Origin of the sequence: Pseudanabaenaceae cyanobacterium SKYG29, assembly GCA_025055675.1 — a bacterium.
Lineage (GTDB): Bacteria > Cyanobacteriota > Cyanobacteriia > Pseudanabaenales > Pseudanabaenaceae > M5B4.
Map to the genome: position 1 here is coordinate 158,167 of JANWWT010000004.1, position 14,596 is coordinate 172,762.

A 14,596-nucleotide genomic window follows, 5' to 3' on the forward strand; every position below is an offset into this window, starting at 1 on the left:
GAGACAAAAAATAGCGCAACTTTCTCCGAAAAATCTGTCAATTCAGTCTGTCGCGTGCACGATAAGTTAGTCAATGTCCACCCCCGATCATAAAAGGATGGCAGACTATGACCAAAGAGATTCGTTCCCTAGATGAATTGGTACAGTTGGCGCAAGCGGATGCTAACTTTCGCCAAGAATTACTTGCTAACCCCAAGGCTGCTCTAGCTAGTGTTGGTGTCAATGAGAACACTGATGCGGAACTGACAGTTTTGGAAGAGAACGACAAGGAAGTTTATTTGATTATTCCCCCAGCTGAAGATGCTGCTGACTTGGTTGAAATCAACGATCCCATTGCCCAGTTGTTAGGTAGGGCTGCTACCGATGAGGCTCTCCGCCAAGAGATGTTGGCTGATCCCAAAGGCGTCATTGCCCGTGAAACCGGGATGGTCATTCCTGAAGAAGCCAATGTATCTGTCTTCCAACAAACCCCCCAAAATGTGTACCTGATTCTGCCCCGCTCTGCTGCTAGCGAAACCGATCGGGAACTCACAGAAGAAGAGCTGGCAACTGTAGCTGGTGGTTTCTGGGGTACCGTCATTGGCATTGCCACCAAGTTTCTTTGCCCTAAAACTCCTGGTATCATTTCTCGCATTACCAAGTGGGGTATCTGCCGTTAGTAGGCAAATTCTATCATAACTAGATGAACTACCTCGGAGGGGGTAGTTTTTTAATTGCTATTCTCTCCGAAAAAACAGACAACTTTTGCCCAAAAATCCGTCAATTGTTTCTGTTGCTTTTAGCTTACTTTGAAGATTGCCCACACAAATTGTTTAGGGGACTGATATATGACTCAGCAAGTTAACTCCCTGGAAGAGCTGATGCACTTAGTCAAATCTGACCCTCAGTTCAAGGCTGAATTTGTCAATGACCCCAAAGCTACCCTGACTAAAGTCGGGTTACCCATTGAGGAAAACTTGGAAGTCAGCGTCGTCGAAGAGCAAGATCATAACCTGTGCTTGGTTATCCCTACTGCTGATGCAGCGGAGGAGGTGGCAAACGAAGGGGATGTTATTGCCCAACTACTTGCCCGTGCAGCTACAGATGCTAATCTCCGCGCTGAAATGTTGGCTGATCCTAGGGGTGTGATTGCCCGCGAAACCGGTCTAACTATCCCTGCTGAAACTAATGTCACAGTGCTGGAGCAAACCGCCGATCGGGCTTACTTTGTTATCCCCCGTGCCACTGCAGAAGTTACCGATCGGGAACTTTCCGCCCAAGAACTAGAGGCTGTTGCTGGTGGACAGTTTCGTTGCCTGCCTTTTCCTCCTAGGACATGGGCTTTCCCGTGTGACTTGAAAACTCGTATACGAATTTTCTGTAGGGTAATCCCATTCTAAGCTTGTTGCGAATAAAGCGAGTCTCCCCTATTTGGAAGGCTCGCCCTCGTTGTCTTTTTCTGCTTGCCTCTATTGTACACACGCCGCACCGATTCCTTGTCCCCCAGAGGTACAGATAATTTACTTGGGCAAAAAGGCTTTTCTTTACCTACTGTTGACTAATCGATCGTTATCATCTATACATTACCCTTGAGTCAGAGCTGGGGGCAGACAAGGGAGTGTACATCAAGCAGATAGAGTTGTCGCGGTTTAAGTCCTTTGGCAACAATACAGTTGTACCACTTTTGCCTGGTTTTACCGTTATTTCTGGTCCTAATGGATCAGGGAAATCCAATATTTTGGATGCTCTTCTATTTGCCCTGGGTTTGTCTACCTCTAAGGGCATGCGCGCCGATCGTTTACCGGACCTAGTGAATCAACAATATGCTCAGAAGGCTAAAACCGCCGAAACAAATGTGACAGTTACCTTTGCCCTCGATGATGACCAGGAGTGGACTGTCGGCCGTAAATTGCGTGTCACCAGTCAAGGAACCTATACTTCCACCTATTACATTAATGGTTCTCCCTGTACCCTAGGGGAATTACATCAACAACTAGCTACCATGTGTATTTATCCCGAAGGCTACAATATTGTCCTCCAAGGGGATGTGACAAACATTATTTCCATGAATGCCAAGGACAGACGTATGATTATCGATGAGCTGGCGGGGGTAGGGGAATTTGACCGCAAAATTGCTATTGCCAAGGAGAAATTAGCAGAAGTAAAAGATCAAGAAGATAGATACAGAATTATTGAACAGGAATTGATCGCCGCCCAGACAAGACTACAAAGCGATCGGGAAAAAGCAGAAAAATATCAACAGTTACGCACCCAATTGGAGGAGCTACAAGCCATGGAGGTAGTGCTCCAATACTGTTTGTTGCAGGAACAGCAATCTCTCCACCAGCAAAAAAGACAACAACTACAGATGGGAATAGCAGAGAATAATGAAAGGCTGACTCTGTTAACACAGTTACTAGCAGATACAGAAATTAAATTACAGGAACTAAACACTATCGTTTCAACTTTAGGTGAAAGAGATTACCTGCAATTGATGACAGAAATTGCCCACCAGGAAGCAGAGCAGAAAAATTGTACTAGACAAATGGAGACTCTACAACAGCAATACCAACATCTTCTGCAGGAATTTATGTCCCTAGAAACTGCCATAGAAAAGTTAACCCAGCAACAACAGGAGATTAGCCAAGAGCAAACAAGCCTCCAAGGTGAACTGATGGCTATGCAAGAGCGCTACAACAAGCAACAGATTATCGCACAAGACAAGAGACAGGAATTACAGCAAATGTCAGCCCAGGCAGAAAGTTGGTTAAGAGCACAAACACAACTGCGCCAACAGTTGCAGACAATTCAAGGGGAGATTACTCCCCTGCAAGCAGAACAAGTTAAGATAGCACAATCTCTTGAACAAGCTCAGCTGTTGCTCGAAACCCATAGAGAAGACTTGAGTAAATTGTCAGACCATGACCCCCACTTCCTTCAGCAACAACTGGATAAATATCAACAACAACTAGCTGAAGCGACGAATCTGATACAAACGATCGGGCAATCTTTTAGCAACACCCAAACAGAGCTGAGAACCTGTCAAAATACAGTCCAGCGTTTACAAGAAGAGCAGAGACAAAAACAAAGGCAACTGGACAAATGGGAAGTACAACAACAAGCTAACCAAGACATCCAGGGCACAAAAGCTACTCGCTTACTCCTAGAGGCGAACTTGGGGGGTGTGCACGGTTTAGTTGCCCAATTGGGGACTACTGTTACTGAATATCAACTCGCCTTGGCAGTGGCGGCGGGCGGAAAGTTAGGCTGCATTGTTGTAGATGATGATATTGTTGCTACCCAAGCCATCCAGTTACTAAAAAAACTCAATGGTGGCAGAGCCACATTTCTACCCCTCAATAAAATGAAGTATGCACCTCTCCTCAGAAATAGTGATGCTGTCAGTTTAGGGGCTATAGATTATGCCTACAATTTAATTACCTTTGACCCCCAATATGCCAATGTTTTTGCCTATGTATTTGGCACTACCCTGGTGTTTGCTTCCCTTGACGCTGCCCGTCGCCATTTAGGACGTTATCGTATGGTTACTCTGGAGGGCGAACTGTTAGAAACATCGGGGGCAATGACAGGTGGCAGTTCCCCCCCTACACACCTACGTTTTGGGACTTTGACTGGGGGGACAGCGGAGGAGGTAGAAAAACTACGGCTCAGACTGACAGAAATAGAGCAGATTCTTGCTCACTTGCACCAGCGTATGGCTACCCTAGAAACTAAACTCAATGAGGAGTCCAATGCTCTGCAACAAGCAAGATTAAATTATCAAGAAGCCCAACTACAATCTCAGCACTATCAGAGGGAGCTGGAACGTCTCTATCAACAACAAAATCACCTAAACACCCAAATTAACCAACGCCAACGGGAAATAGCTGAACACAGTGCTGAACTCGATCGCTTATCCCACCTACTCACGACAAAGCAAGAGGAACAATCCAGACTGCAAAGGCAACTAGCAGAATTGGAACGATCGGGCCAATACGAGCGAATTTTTCAACTGCAAACATGCCTGCAACGAGAAGAAGAAACTCTACTGGAATTAGAACGCCATTGTCGTACCCTGCAACAACAAATTAGTGACCGTGCTCAACAGCTTATACATTTACAGGAAAAACAACAGGAGCTAGAACAAGCTCGAAGGCAAAATCAGTACAACCAAACAGAGTTAATCAGTCAACAAGATTATTGGCATAGGCAAAATAACCACCTGTTAGATAACCTTAGTCAGCTATACAATCAGAAACAACAGCTAGAACAAACTCTCAGTCAGCAGAAACACCTTAGAGATGAAACCGATCGGCAACTCCAAGACCTACGCCGCCAATATCAGGAATGCCAGTGGCAATTAGAAAAACTAGAAGCTGCCCTTGTCGAGTGGCAAACTGAACAAACACAGATTAGCCAACAATTATCTGCCCTACTTCTACCCGACCCCCTGCCCATTCTACCAGAAAATATAACAATGGAATACATCCAAACTGAACAACGACGACTACAGAAACGCCTACAAGCCCTAGAACCTGTGAATATGAAAGCAATCGAGGAATATGATGAGGTAACTAGAAGACGGGAAGACCTCAGCCAGCGGTTGACAACCTTGCAGCAAGAACGGACAGAACTGCTCTTACGCATTGAAAACTTCACTACTCTTAGGCAGGAAGCTTTTATGACATCCTTCGAGCAAGTCAATGAGAACTTTCAGACTATTTTCGCTGAACTATCGGACGGGGACGGCTATCTGCAATTAGAAAACCCCCTAGACCCTCTCAGCGGTGGCTTAAATCTTGTTGCCCATCCCAAAGGCAAACCTGTCCGTCACCTAGCGGCAATGTCTGGTGGAGAGAAGTCCCTCACTGCTCTTAGCTTTATCTTTGCTCTGCAACGCTATCGTCCTTCCCCCTTCTACGCCTTCGATGAAGTGGATATGTTTTTAGATGGAGCCAATGTGGAAAAATTAGCTCGGATGGTACAGAGACAGGCAAAAACTGCCCAGTTTATTGTGGTCAGTCTCCGTCGTCCCATGATCGAGGCTGCCGATCGGACGATCGGAGTCACCCAAGCTAAGGGTACACATACCCAGGTAGTAGGGATCAATCTGAAGTAAGCACTTGACCTCATGCTAGGACCATGCTAGGATTACTGAGCACTAGGGCGGTTAGCTCAGCTGGTAGAGCGCCTGCCTTACAAGCAGGATGTCATAGGTTCGAGTCCTGTACCGCCCATAGTTTAGAAGACACTGACGGGCTGTAGGTGTTTCTCTATCATTTTCTGGACAAGCTGAAGCTTAATCGGTTTGTTCATGAAATCGGTTGCCCCACAAATCCTGGCACGCACGCGGTCAACTAAACCGTCACTGCTAGTGAGAATAACAATAGGTATGTGTTGCAAGTCCTGTACTCGGCGTAACTGCGCACAAATTTCATAGCCATTGACTATAGGCATGTGTAAATCCAGAAAGACAAAGTCAGGCTTAACCTTGAGCAAGGTGGTAACGGCAAGTAAAGGATTGCTGATACGGACGCAAGGTAGCCCTAAATCCGTGAGTATTTTCTCCATAATCATTCCTTCTACTGGGCTATCTTCAACGTGAGCAATCTTGGGCTTGGCTACAGGGTAAATGACACCTTCTGCCCGCCAGAGGGTGGCTGTATCATCAGCATCTACCAATAGATATTCGATTTGACACTCCTCATACTTCTCCAGGATGGATGCCAGCAGCTGTTGGGATTGAGCTGATAGGGAACAGGCTTTCACGTAAATGGTGTTGTTGAAATGAAGTCTACCGTCAGAGAGAATTGTGCCACCTAACTTCTGTAATTGCTCTAGGGAAATAGTACGCATAGTAAGATTTGTCATAAAGGTCTAGGTTACCTTTGTTACAAGATATTAACACAGATTTTCTCTAAGTGGGGTCATTTTTTAAAATTTTATAAAGTCAACCTTAGGGAAACATATCAAAAGGTTTTATTTAATGTATTCTCCATTTTTTGGACTGTAAATCCCTTATCTAATCTGGGTTTCAGCTAGTCAAAGACAGTAAAAAGGAATATCTATCTCCCACTTACGCTAACTGCTGGTTGCAAATTTAGCCAGTTTTTCCTGATCGCAGTTCTAAATTGTCTCTAGCGGTAGACTAATTTTCCTAGGTGATTTCAATCTAAGGGTAGAGTTGTAGGTATTCTTACTGTTACACTAAGGGGAATTTTTTGAGTTAGTTATATTCACCCTACTTTTGTTGGGCAGCCAGTTTAGTGGTAACTTTTCTCTTCTCTTCCTAGAAACTATTGCCTTTGCCTTGGTTAATTGATCATGAAGTATGTCCAAAACTGACAACGTCACAGAGACGGTATATCGGGAGGCACTACCTGCTGTGGTTACAAAATTTAACAATTACCCCGCTAGAGGCAGTGGGAGAGGCTATCGTAGACTTGACAAGTGCGGTAGAGCCATTTGGACAGACTACATGGAAACAATAACTAAGACGCTTTGCCCATACTGCGGCGTGGGTTGTGGGCTAGAAGTAGTTGCCGGTAACAAAGTTAGAGGCGATCGGGATCATCTTTCCTCGTTGGGCATGGTATGTGTGAAGGGGGCAACTGTCCTGGAGGCACTTGATAAAGACCGTCTTTTATATCCCCTCTACCGTCCAAGTTTAGACCAGCCTTTTCGTCGCATCAGTTGGGAAGAGGCTTTTGATCTAATTGTCACAAGAATTAAGCACGTTCTTGCTACCACAGGGGCGGACAGTATTTGCCTATATGGTTCTGGGCAATGGCAAACAGAGGATTATTATGTTGCCCAAAAGTTAATCAAGGGCTGTTTGGGGACAAATAACTTTGACACTAATTCTCGCCTATGTATGTCTAGTGCTGTGGCAGCTTATATGGCTAGTTTTGGCAGCGATGGACCGACCGCTTGCTATGCTGATTTGGAAATTACAGACTGCGCTTTTCTGATTGGCACCAATACAGCAGAATGTCATCCGATCGTTTTTAATCGTTTGCGCCAACACCACAAGAAGAATCCCCATGTCAAACTAATTGTAGTTGATCCCCGTCGCACTGAGACAGCGGCAGTAGCAAATTTACATTTGGCTATTCGTCCAGGTACTGATATTTACTTATTGCACGGGATTGGTCATTTGTTGATAGAATGGGGGTCAATTAAGCGGGAATTTATCGATCGTTACACTACAGGTTTTCCTTTGTATCAAGAAGTAGTGAAAAAGTATCATCCCCAACTGGTAGCAGACTATTGTGGGATTGCTGTAGGAGACCTTGTACAAGCAGCGCAATGGTGGGCGGAATCCTCAGCCGTACTATCCATGTGGTCGATGGGGATCAACCAATCGCGAGAGGGAACAGCCAAAGCCCGTAGTTTGATCAACTTACACCTCCTAACAGGACAAATTGGCAAACCAGGAGCGGGACCCTTTTCCCTTACGGGACAGCCCAATGCCATGGGAGGCAGAGAAACAGGCGGGCTATCCCACCTCTTACCTGGCTATCGTCAAGTAACTAATCCCAACCACCGCCGCGAGGTGGAAAACCATTGGCAATTACCACCAGGAAGCATCTCTTCCCAGGTAGGCAGAACCGCCTGGCAGATCATTGAAGGTTTAGAATGGGGGGAAGTACAACTCCTATGGATTGCCGCTACTAACCCCCTAGTCAGCTTGCCCCACCTCGATCGGGTAAAAGCTGCCTTAACACGATCGCCTTTTACCATCTATCAAGACTGCTACTATCCCACAGAGACCAGTGACTATGCCCATTTAGTGCTACCTTGCGCCCAGTGGGGGGAAAAGACAGGCACCATGACCAACTCCGAACGGCGTGTTACTCTCTGCCAAGCCTTTCGTGCCCCTGTGGGAGAAGCCAAGCCAGATTGGGAAATCTTTGCTGAAGTAGGTCGGCGCCTGGGGTTTACAAAACAGTTTGCCTTTCAATCCAGTGCGGAAGTGTATGCTGAGTTTGTGCAGCTCACTAGTGGTCGTACCTGTGATGTAGCGGGGATTAGTCACGATCGGTTACGTCGCCTGGGAGCGATCCAATGGCCCTGTCCTGAGGGATGTAGCGATGCAGAGGCAGTGGGAGAAAAACGCCTTTATACAGATTATCGATTCCTGACGGAGGATGGGCGTGCCCACTTTTGCGTAGAAGATGCCTTGGGGGTAGCCGAACCCCCTGACCACGACTATCCGTTTATTTTGACAACGGGCAGACTCTACGGACACTGGCATACCCAAACTCGCACAGGTAGAATTGCCAAGATCAACAAGATGCATCCCCATCCCTTTGTGGAAATTAATAACACCGATGCCGAGGCACTAGGAATTAAAGAGGGCACAATTGTACGCCTAGAATCCCGCCGTGGTTTTGCTCAGTTGCCCGCCAAAGTGACACCCCACATTGCTAGAGGGACAGTTTTTATGCCTATGCACTGGGGAGCGCTATGGCACCCATCCGCTGAGGTGAATAATTTAACCCATCCCGTTGCCTGTCCCGCTGCCAAACAGCCTGAACTCAAAGCCTGTGCTGTACGATTGGTAATAGATGTAGGGGGCAGTCAGACCTAGCTAATTACGACATCCAATCTTGTGTTATGCCCGCGGCAGCTATTAAAATTCTAGCCTTAAAACCCAACATTCCCGTTTTATTATGGCACCCTATTTTCAATTTGAAACTGATTTTGTGACCACATTACATTGTATCCCCATGATTGTAAGGTACAAGTTAGATTTGTGTGGAATAAAACTGAAACTACAGCACTGGCAAAAGCTGAATCGTGCTCAGAAAGAATGGCTAGTATTCACGCCCTGTGACAATCCTGAGGCAAGGCACAACTATCGCACACAACTGCAGACATGGGTAATAGAACTCACTGGCACACCCCCCGCAGCTTTGCCTATACCCGATCCCTTACCCTGGGAAGAAGATACTATTCCTGAAGTAGTAATTGCCCAATTGCAAAAATTAGGACAACCAGTTTTCTCTGCAGCACAATGGCAACAACTGTCCTCTCTCCAGCGCTTTGCCCTCATTAAACTAAGCCAACCTAACCACGAAAATCGCAATTTCCTCCCTGCCCTGCGGGAATTTAATCTGCTGTCCCAGGTCAATTCGTAACATGGAACACGATCGGATTCCTCGGTCTCCCCTAGTCTGGTAATACCAGCTATCAGAGGGGAGGGGAAGCGGTCATAGTCTTATATGCGATTTGAACAGATACAAGCCTTTTTAGCTGTTGTAGAAACAGGGAGCTTTCAGTTAGCAGCCAAACGCTGTGGGTTGACACAGCCGACAATTACTAGACAAATTCAAGCCCTGGAAAATAGTTTAGGAGTAGAGTTATTACATCGCACCCATAAAGTCAAGCCTACCTTGGCTGGTGAAATCTTCTTGACACGGGCAACTAAAATTTGGCGGGAATGGCAAGCAGTAATTACTGAACTGCAAGCACTGCAGGCGGGTACCCAGGGAGAACTCTGTATAGCTGCTATTCATTCCGTATGTCGCTCCTTCTTACCCCTATTACTGCCACAGTTTTATCAAAAATTTCCTACCACCCAACTGCGCATTACTGCCCTCGGTAGCGATCGTGCTCTCAAGGTCCTCAGGGATGGTTTAGTGGATATAGCGATCGTGATGGCAGAACGTCACTTGTTGAAAGAACCCCATTGGCTAATTCAGCCCCTCTATCGCGAATCTGTCAAGATTTTTATGGCAAATGACCATCCCCTCAGCCAACGCCCACAATTGACTTGGCAAGAACTAGCTAGTTATCCCCATGTTGTGTTCAAAGATGGTTATGGTATGCGACGGCTAGTGGAACGGGAATTTGGTCAGCGTAATCTGAGTTGGCAGGCAGCTTTAGAACTGAACACTCCTGATGCTTTCTTTTCTTTTCTGCGCCATAGTCATATGATAGCGATCTTGCCTGAATCAGCTATGTGGGAAGTGACAGATGACCCCAATTTTGCTATCAAAGATTTTGTCCCCAGCGAAAGCCCACCCCCCAGGGAAGTGATTGCAATCACCACTACCGATCGGCAGACTATTCCCCCCATAGGTTACCTACTTTCTCTCCTACAAACAGCAGACTATGAGTACAGTTTTTCGCGAATTTGTTAAAAAAATAGGCAGTGGCGAACATACCCATACAGACCTCAGCCGCGAGGAAGCTTACACTGCGATGAAAATGATGCTGCAAAAAGAGGCTACCCCTGCCCAAATTGGTGCTTTTTTAATTGCCCATCGGATTAAACGCCCGACCAGTGCAGAGCTAGCAGGGATGTTGGATGCCTACTACGAACTGGGTCCCCAGTTACCTGCCCTTGACAAAACTGTAGTCATTCTCAGTCAACCCTACGACGGCAGAGACCGTACTATTCCCCTTAGCCCCCTTACGGCGCTGGTACTTAGTAGTGTAGGTATTCCTGTTTTACAGCATGGTGGCGACTGCATGCCTACAAAGGAGGGTGTTCCCCTGATTGATATTTGGCAAGGTTTGGGCATTAATTGGCGTAACCGATCGTTGACAGAAATTCACGCTCTCCTCAGAGAATTTGGTTTGGGATTTATCTATGTACCAGAGCATTTTCCCCTTGCCTATGATTTAGTGCCCTATCGCGCCCAGATCGGCAAAAGACCGCCCATTGCCACTTTAGAGTTGATTTGGTGTCCCTACGCCGGCGCTGTGCAGTTAGTGGCTGGCTATGTCCATCCGCCCACAGAAATTATTATCACTGAGGCACTACATTTACTGGGCAAAGACCAGTTTATTACTGTTAAAGGGTTGGAAGGCAGTTGTGACCTGCCCCGCGATCGGGCTTGTATTACAGCGGTTAACTGTGGTCAACGCCGAGAACGTTTGATAGTCAATGCTTTGCACTACAGTATGAAAGGGAGTAATCCCCGTTGGTCTGACCTAGATACGTCTGTGCAGCTCATGACAGCAGTCCTAGAAGGACAAACCAATGAACTACAAACAAGTGTTATTTGGAATAGTGGCTTTTATCTGTGGCAATGTGGTTACAGCCCAGATTTGGTAGCAGGTTTAACTACTGCAAAAGAACTGTTAGTTAGTAATCAGGTTAAAAAACAGTGGCAGCAACTCCGATCGGTTTTGGACTAGACAATAGCAGTGGTTTGCGGAGTAATCATAAGAAGGGGTCAATAACTAACAGCATCCCACAGTAAGCCCACTGCTAGGAGCAAATAACTTATCCCCGTCAGAGTTTCCAGGAGTTTAGGGGTGGCATACTGAGCCAACCAAGTCCCTGCCAACACCCCCAGAAGCGTCGTGAGCAGCAGAGCACTACCTGCTCCCAGGAATACCACCCAGGGTTCACTGGATTGGGCTGACAACATAAATGTAGAGAGCTGGGTTTTATCCCCTAATTCCGCTACCAGGACTGTAAGGAATGCCAAGCCAATTAAACGCATTAGACAAACTCCTTCACCCTCTGCCGCTTTGGTACAGGTAAGCCCACCATCTCAGAGTTACTTGCCCCTGGCGGTACCATGGGATAGCAGTTCTCGTCCCGCTTCACTCGAAAATCCACGAGGATTGGACCAGGATAGTCCAAAATCTCTGCCACTGCCTGGGCTAAGTTGTCCTGGGCTGTAACTAGCATCCCCCTCACCCCAAAAGCTTCTGCTAGTTTGACAAAGTCAGGCATCCCCAATTCCATGTTGGAAGCGGAATAGCGTTCGTTGTAAAAGGCTTCCTGCCACTGCCGTACCATCCCCTGCCAACCGTTGTTGATAATAGCAATCTTGGCAGCAATGCCGTACTGGGCTAAGGTGCCCAACTCCTGGATATTCATCAGTACGCTAGCATCGCCGGCAATGCAAATTACCTGCTCATTTCCTACACCAATTTTTGCCCCCATTGCCGCTGGTAAACCAAATCCCATCGTGCCCAAACCCGAACTGGAAATCCACCGCCTGGGCCCGTTTTTGAGAAACTGGGCTGCCCACATCTGGTGTTGCCCCACATCGGTCGTATAGTAGGCATTAGGGGCTTGCTTGGCAAATTCCACAATTACTTCCTGGGGGGATAACTCTCCTTCGTAGTGGGGTACCTGTAGGGGATAGTCCTCCTTCCATTCCTCAATCTGCTTTAACCAAGCCTGGGTGCGCACCGTCTCTTCGTAGGAAGTGTGCTCCAACATGTGCTTTAGTACCATCTTCACATCCCCCACGATCGGTACATTGGGTACGCGATTCTTCCCTACCTCGGCAGGGTCAATATCGATGTGAATGACTTTCGCCAGGGGGGCAAATTTATCTAGCTTTCCTGTGACGCGGTCATCAAAGCGAGCCCCTACGGCAATCAACAGGTCACAGTTTTGCACAGCAAAGTTGGCATAGGCAGTGCCATGCATTCCCAACATCCCCACCGAAAGAGGATGATTTTCATCGAAAGCTCCCTTGCCCATCAAAGTGGTCGTGACGGGAATCTGAAACCGTTCCGCTAGTTGCTTAATTTCTGCGTGGGCACCAGAGATAATCGCCCCACCCCCCACATACAGCAAAGGACGATCGGCTTCCCGAATTAGCCTGATGGCGGCGGCAATTTGTTGGCTATGTCCTTTCACTGTTGGCTTGTAGCCGCGTAAATTTACGGTTACCTCTGGTTCGTAGTCAAATTCCTTTTGTCCTATGTCTTTGGGGACATCAATTAACACGGGACCAGGTCTGCCCGTACTGGCAATGTGGAATGACTCTGCCATAATGCGGGGAATATCCTCCGGACGACGCACCATGTAGGAGTGCTTGACAATGGGGAGAGTGATGCCAAAAATGTCTGTTTCCTGGAAAGCATCTGTCCCGATCGCGTAGGAGGGCACCTGTCCTGTGATTACCACTAGGGGAATCGAGTCCATGTGGGCAGTGGCAATCCCTGTCACCAGGTTAGTCGCTCCTGGACCAGAGGTAGCAACACATACCCCTACCTGCCCTGTAGCCCTGGCATAGCCATCGGCGGCATGCACTGCCCCCTGTTCATGGCGGACTAGAAAGTGCTTAATTGCTCCCCGCATCTCCGCTTTGTAGATTTCGTCGTAGACTGGCAAGATTGCCCCCCCAGGATAGCCAAAAATGTGCTTGACCCCGTGGCGAATCAAACTGTCAACTAAAGCGAATGCCCCCGTTGTACGCAAGACAACCTCCCTACCAATTTAGTTTTTAACCAGTTTATTTGCCATCTTAGCACTAGCTTCCCTTGGTGTTTCAATTATTTATAGCTAAAATAGCGACACTCCACTTTCCCGTATCGCTATCCCCTGATGGCGGTGATGATACCTTATTTTTGGCGTATAGTTACACCCAAGGCAAGTTAGTTGAGACTTGTGTCCTAGGATATGTTACAGGAGTCTATCGAGATGTTGTGGATGACAGGATTATTTAATCCTACGATAGAGAAATCAATGAAACAGAGTTAAGTGAACGAGGTGTATCCGTTATTGGTCAGTTGGAACTCCTAGTTTACTGTAGAGTCATAGTTATAGAAACCTATAGATAAGAACTCTAGAGGAGTTGTTACAGGTAGTTTATTATTAACAATTTACAAGAAAGGAGGGTGACCAAGCATCCCTCCCCTACAACAAGAGTTTAGACCTTGTGCTAGCTAAGACAATGCTTGATACCGTTGTTCCAGCTGATGTAAATGCTTCTTATCACTTTGTCAACAACCTGTACCCATCTTGGAGCACGTCCACCAGCCACAGTTTCCAACTCCTCAGAGCTCAGTTCTCTCTCTTCATCAACGTCTACAGAACGAGGCAGTACTAAATAGTTTGTCTTGGGGGTTTGTACCAGAACAGAAACTTTTTCCTCCTCAGGAATTACAATACCAGTCTCGCGAGTAATTACAGATTTGGGATCAGCCAGCATCTCTTGCCGTAAAGCTTCATCTGATGCTGCACGTGCTAGCAGCTTGGCAATGGGATCGTCAACATCACTCATACTAGCAGCCGTTTCAGCGGTGGGAATAACAACGTAGAAGTTGCCAGCTGTCTCTTCCACAACAACTACTTCGGCATCCTCACTAGCAAGACTTACACCAACTCTGGACAAGGCTTCCTTGGGACTGCTCAGCAATAGTTGCTTGAAACTTGTATCTGAATGAGCAAGCTGATACAATTCCTTCAATGTAGTAACGCTCTGAGTCATTTTGTCAATCTCCTTTCTTTGAGACTATGTAATAGTCAACCTAACTTTACAGTCTTTTTTCTGTGTATTGTTGACGTATTTTTAGATCTAGGTTGATTTTTCTTTAGGAAAGTTTCAACTTCTTAATGATGCACTTCTTGTATCCTCTAGTCTTGTCTATGGTCACCACCACTTCTCTGATAACTAAACTAAATTGGATAAACTTTGGCATTTCATTAGTTCAAAATATGAATACCCAAGGTTCATGACAGTCGCGATGGGATACTTGCTGAATGGCAATTCAAACTCTGGGGATAGTGTATGATTGTATGACTTGCAAATCAAGCTCACTGTGCAGTGCTAAAGCAACATCGAAATTTGTTTGATGGGTTTAAGAGGAAGAGCAGGAAAATGGCAAACCTAATGATAGTAGTACCTACACA

General features: G+C 46.6%; 11 protein-coding genes and 1 tRNA gene. 8 read left to right on the forward strand and 4 right to left on the reverse strand.

Going from position 1 to position 14,596, the window contains the following annotated elements; translation table 11 throughout:
- Positions 1-107: 107 nt before the first annotated feature.
- From NZM01_08285 to NZM01_08300, 4 genes are all read left to right on the forward strand, one after another.
- A complete protein-coding gene (locus NZM01_08285) occupies positions 108-659 on the forward strand; it encodes an NHLP leader peptide family RiPP precursor (protein ID MCS6960034.1) in 552 nt (183 codons plus the stop codon).
- 168 nt (positions 660-827) lie between these two features.
- Positions 828-1,379 carry an NHLP leader peptide family RiPP precursor gene (locus NZM01_08290; GenBank protein MCS6960035.1) on the forward strand — a complete coding sequence of 184 codons (552 nt, stop codon included), beginning with the start codon at positions 828-830 and terminating at the stop codon, positions 1,377-1,379.
- A gap of 218 nt (positions 1,380-1,597) precedes the next feature.
- Entirely contained in the window at positions 1,598-5,098 is a 3,501-nt protein-coding gene (gene smc / locus NZM01_08295; protein MCS6960036.1) for a chromosome segregation protein SMC, read from the forward strand.
- A 45-nt stretch (positions 5,099-5,143) separates the two neighbouring features.
- Positions 5,144-5,216 (forward strand) — tRNA-Val (locus NZM01_08300).
- Between the two features lie 4 nt (positions 5,217-5,220).
- Here NZM01_08300 and NZM01_08305 read toward each other — a convergent pair.
- Complete coding sequence (locus NZM01_08305) at positions 5,221-5,850, reverse strand: response regulator (GenBank protein ID MCS6960037.1); 630 nt, start codon at positions 5,848-5,850, stop codon at positions 5,221-5,223.
- Positions 5,851-6,457: 607 nt separating this feature from the next.
- On the opposite strand from NZM01_08305, the gene NZM01_08310 reads away from it, so the two are divergent.
- From NZM01_08310 to NZM01_08325, 4 genes are all read left to right on the forward strand, one after another.
- Positions 6,458-8,572 (forward strand): nitrate reductase, encoded by a 2,115-nt coding sequence (locus NZM01_08310; protein ID MCS6960038.1) that lies wholly within the window; start codon positions 6,458-6,460, stop codon positions 8,570-8,572.
- An 82-nt stretch (positions 8,573-8,654) separates the two neighbouring features.
- Positions 8,655-9,122, forward strand: coding sequence for a nitrate reductase associated protein (locus NZM01_08315; GenBank protein MCS6960039.1), 468 nt, complete (start codon positions 8,655-8,657; stop codon positions 9,120-9,122).
- An 84-nt stretch (positions 9,123-9,206) separates the two neighbouring features.
- On the forward strand, positions 9,207-10,127 hold the full coding sequence (locus tag NZM01_08320) for a LysR family transcriptional regulator (protein ID MCS6960040.1): 921 nt from the start codon (positions 9,207-9,209) through the stop codon (positions 10,125-10,127).
- Complete coding sequence (locus NZM01_08325; GenBank protein MCS6960041.1) at positions 10,099-11,130, forward strand: anthranilate phosphoribosyltransferase family protein; 1,032 nt, start codon at positions 10,099-10,101, stop codon at positions 11,128-11,130. Before NZM01_08320 ends, NZM01_08325 begins: the two co-directional genes overlap by 29 nt.
- Positions 11,131-11,168: 38 nt before the next feature.
- On the opposite strand, the gene NZM01_08330 is transcribed toward NZM01_08325, so the two are convergent.
- The 3 genes from NZM01_08330 to NZM01_08340 all read right to left on the reverse strand — a co-directional run bounded on the left by NZM01_08330 (position 11,169) and on the right by NZM01_08340 (position 14,174).
- The gene (locus NZM01_08330; protein ID MCS6960042.1) at positions 11,169-11,441 is read right to left on the reverse strand and encodes a TMEM165/GDT1 family protein; all 273 of its coding nucleotides are present in this window, start codon (positions 11,439-11,441) and stop codon (positions 11,169-11,171) included.
- The gene (gene ilvB, locus NZM01_08335; protein ID MCS6960043.1) at positions 11,441-13,162 is read right to left on the reverse strand and encodes a biosynthetic-type acetolactate synthase large subunit; all 1,722 of its coding nucleotides are present in this window, start codon (positions 13,160-13,162) and stop codon (positions 11,441-11,443) included. The genes NZM01_08330 and ilvB overlap by 1 nt, the downstream gene beginning before the upstream one ends.
- A gap of 463 nt (positions 13,163-13,625) precedes the next feature.
- Positions 13,626-14,174 carry an NHLP leader peptide family RiPP precursor gene (locus NZM01_08340; protein MCS6960044.1) on the reverse strand — a complete coding sequence of 183 codons (549 nt, stop codon included), beginning with the start codon at positions 14,172-14,174 and terminating at the stop codon, positions 13,626-13,628.
- Between the last annotated feature and the right edge of the window lie 422 nt (positions 14,175-14,596).

What these genes read in the sequence shown, in the direction of transcription:
- NZM01_08285 (MCS6960034.1), top strand. Translation starts at nt 108, where the DNA reads ATGACCAAAGAGATTCGTTCCCTAGATGAATTGGTACAGTTGGCGCAA.
- NZM01_08290 (MCS6960035.1), top strand. Translation starts at nt 828, where the DNA reads ATGACTCAGCAAGTTAACTCCCTGGAAGAGCTGATGCACTTAGTCAAA.
- NZM01_08305 (MCS6960037.1), bottom strand. Translation starts at nt 5,850, where the DNA reads ATGACAAATCTTACTATGCGTACTATTTCCCTAGAGCAATTACAGAAG.
- NZM01_08310 (MCS6960038.1), top strand. Translation starts at nt 6,458, where the DNA reads ATGGAAACAATAACTAAGACGCTTTGCCCATACTGCGGCGTGGGTTGT.
- NZM01_08315 (MCS6960039.1), top strand. Translation starts at nt 8,655, where the DNA reads ATGGCACCCTATTTTCAATTTGAAACTGATTTTGTGACCACATTACAT.
- NZM01_08320 (MCS6960040.1), top strand. Translation starts at nt 9,207, where the DNA reads ATGCGATTTGAACAGATACAAGCCTTTTTAGCTGTTGTAGAAACAGGG.
- NZM01_08325 (MCS6960041.1), top strand. Translation starts at nt 10,099, where the DNA reads ATGAGTACAGTTTTTCGCGAATTTGTTAAAAAAATAGGCAGTGGCGAA.
- NZM01_08330 (MCS6960042.1), bottom strand. Translation starts at nt 11,441, where the DNA reads ATGCGTTTAATTGGCTTGGCATTCCTTACAGTCCTGGTAGCGGAATTA.
- NZM01_08340 (MCS6960044.1), bottom strand. Translation starts at nt 14,174, where the DNA reads ATGACTCAGAGCGTTACTACATTGAAGGAATTGTATCAGCTTGCTCAT.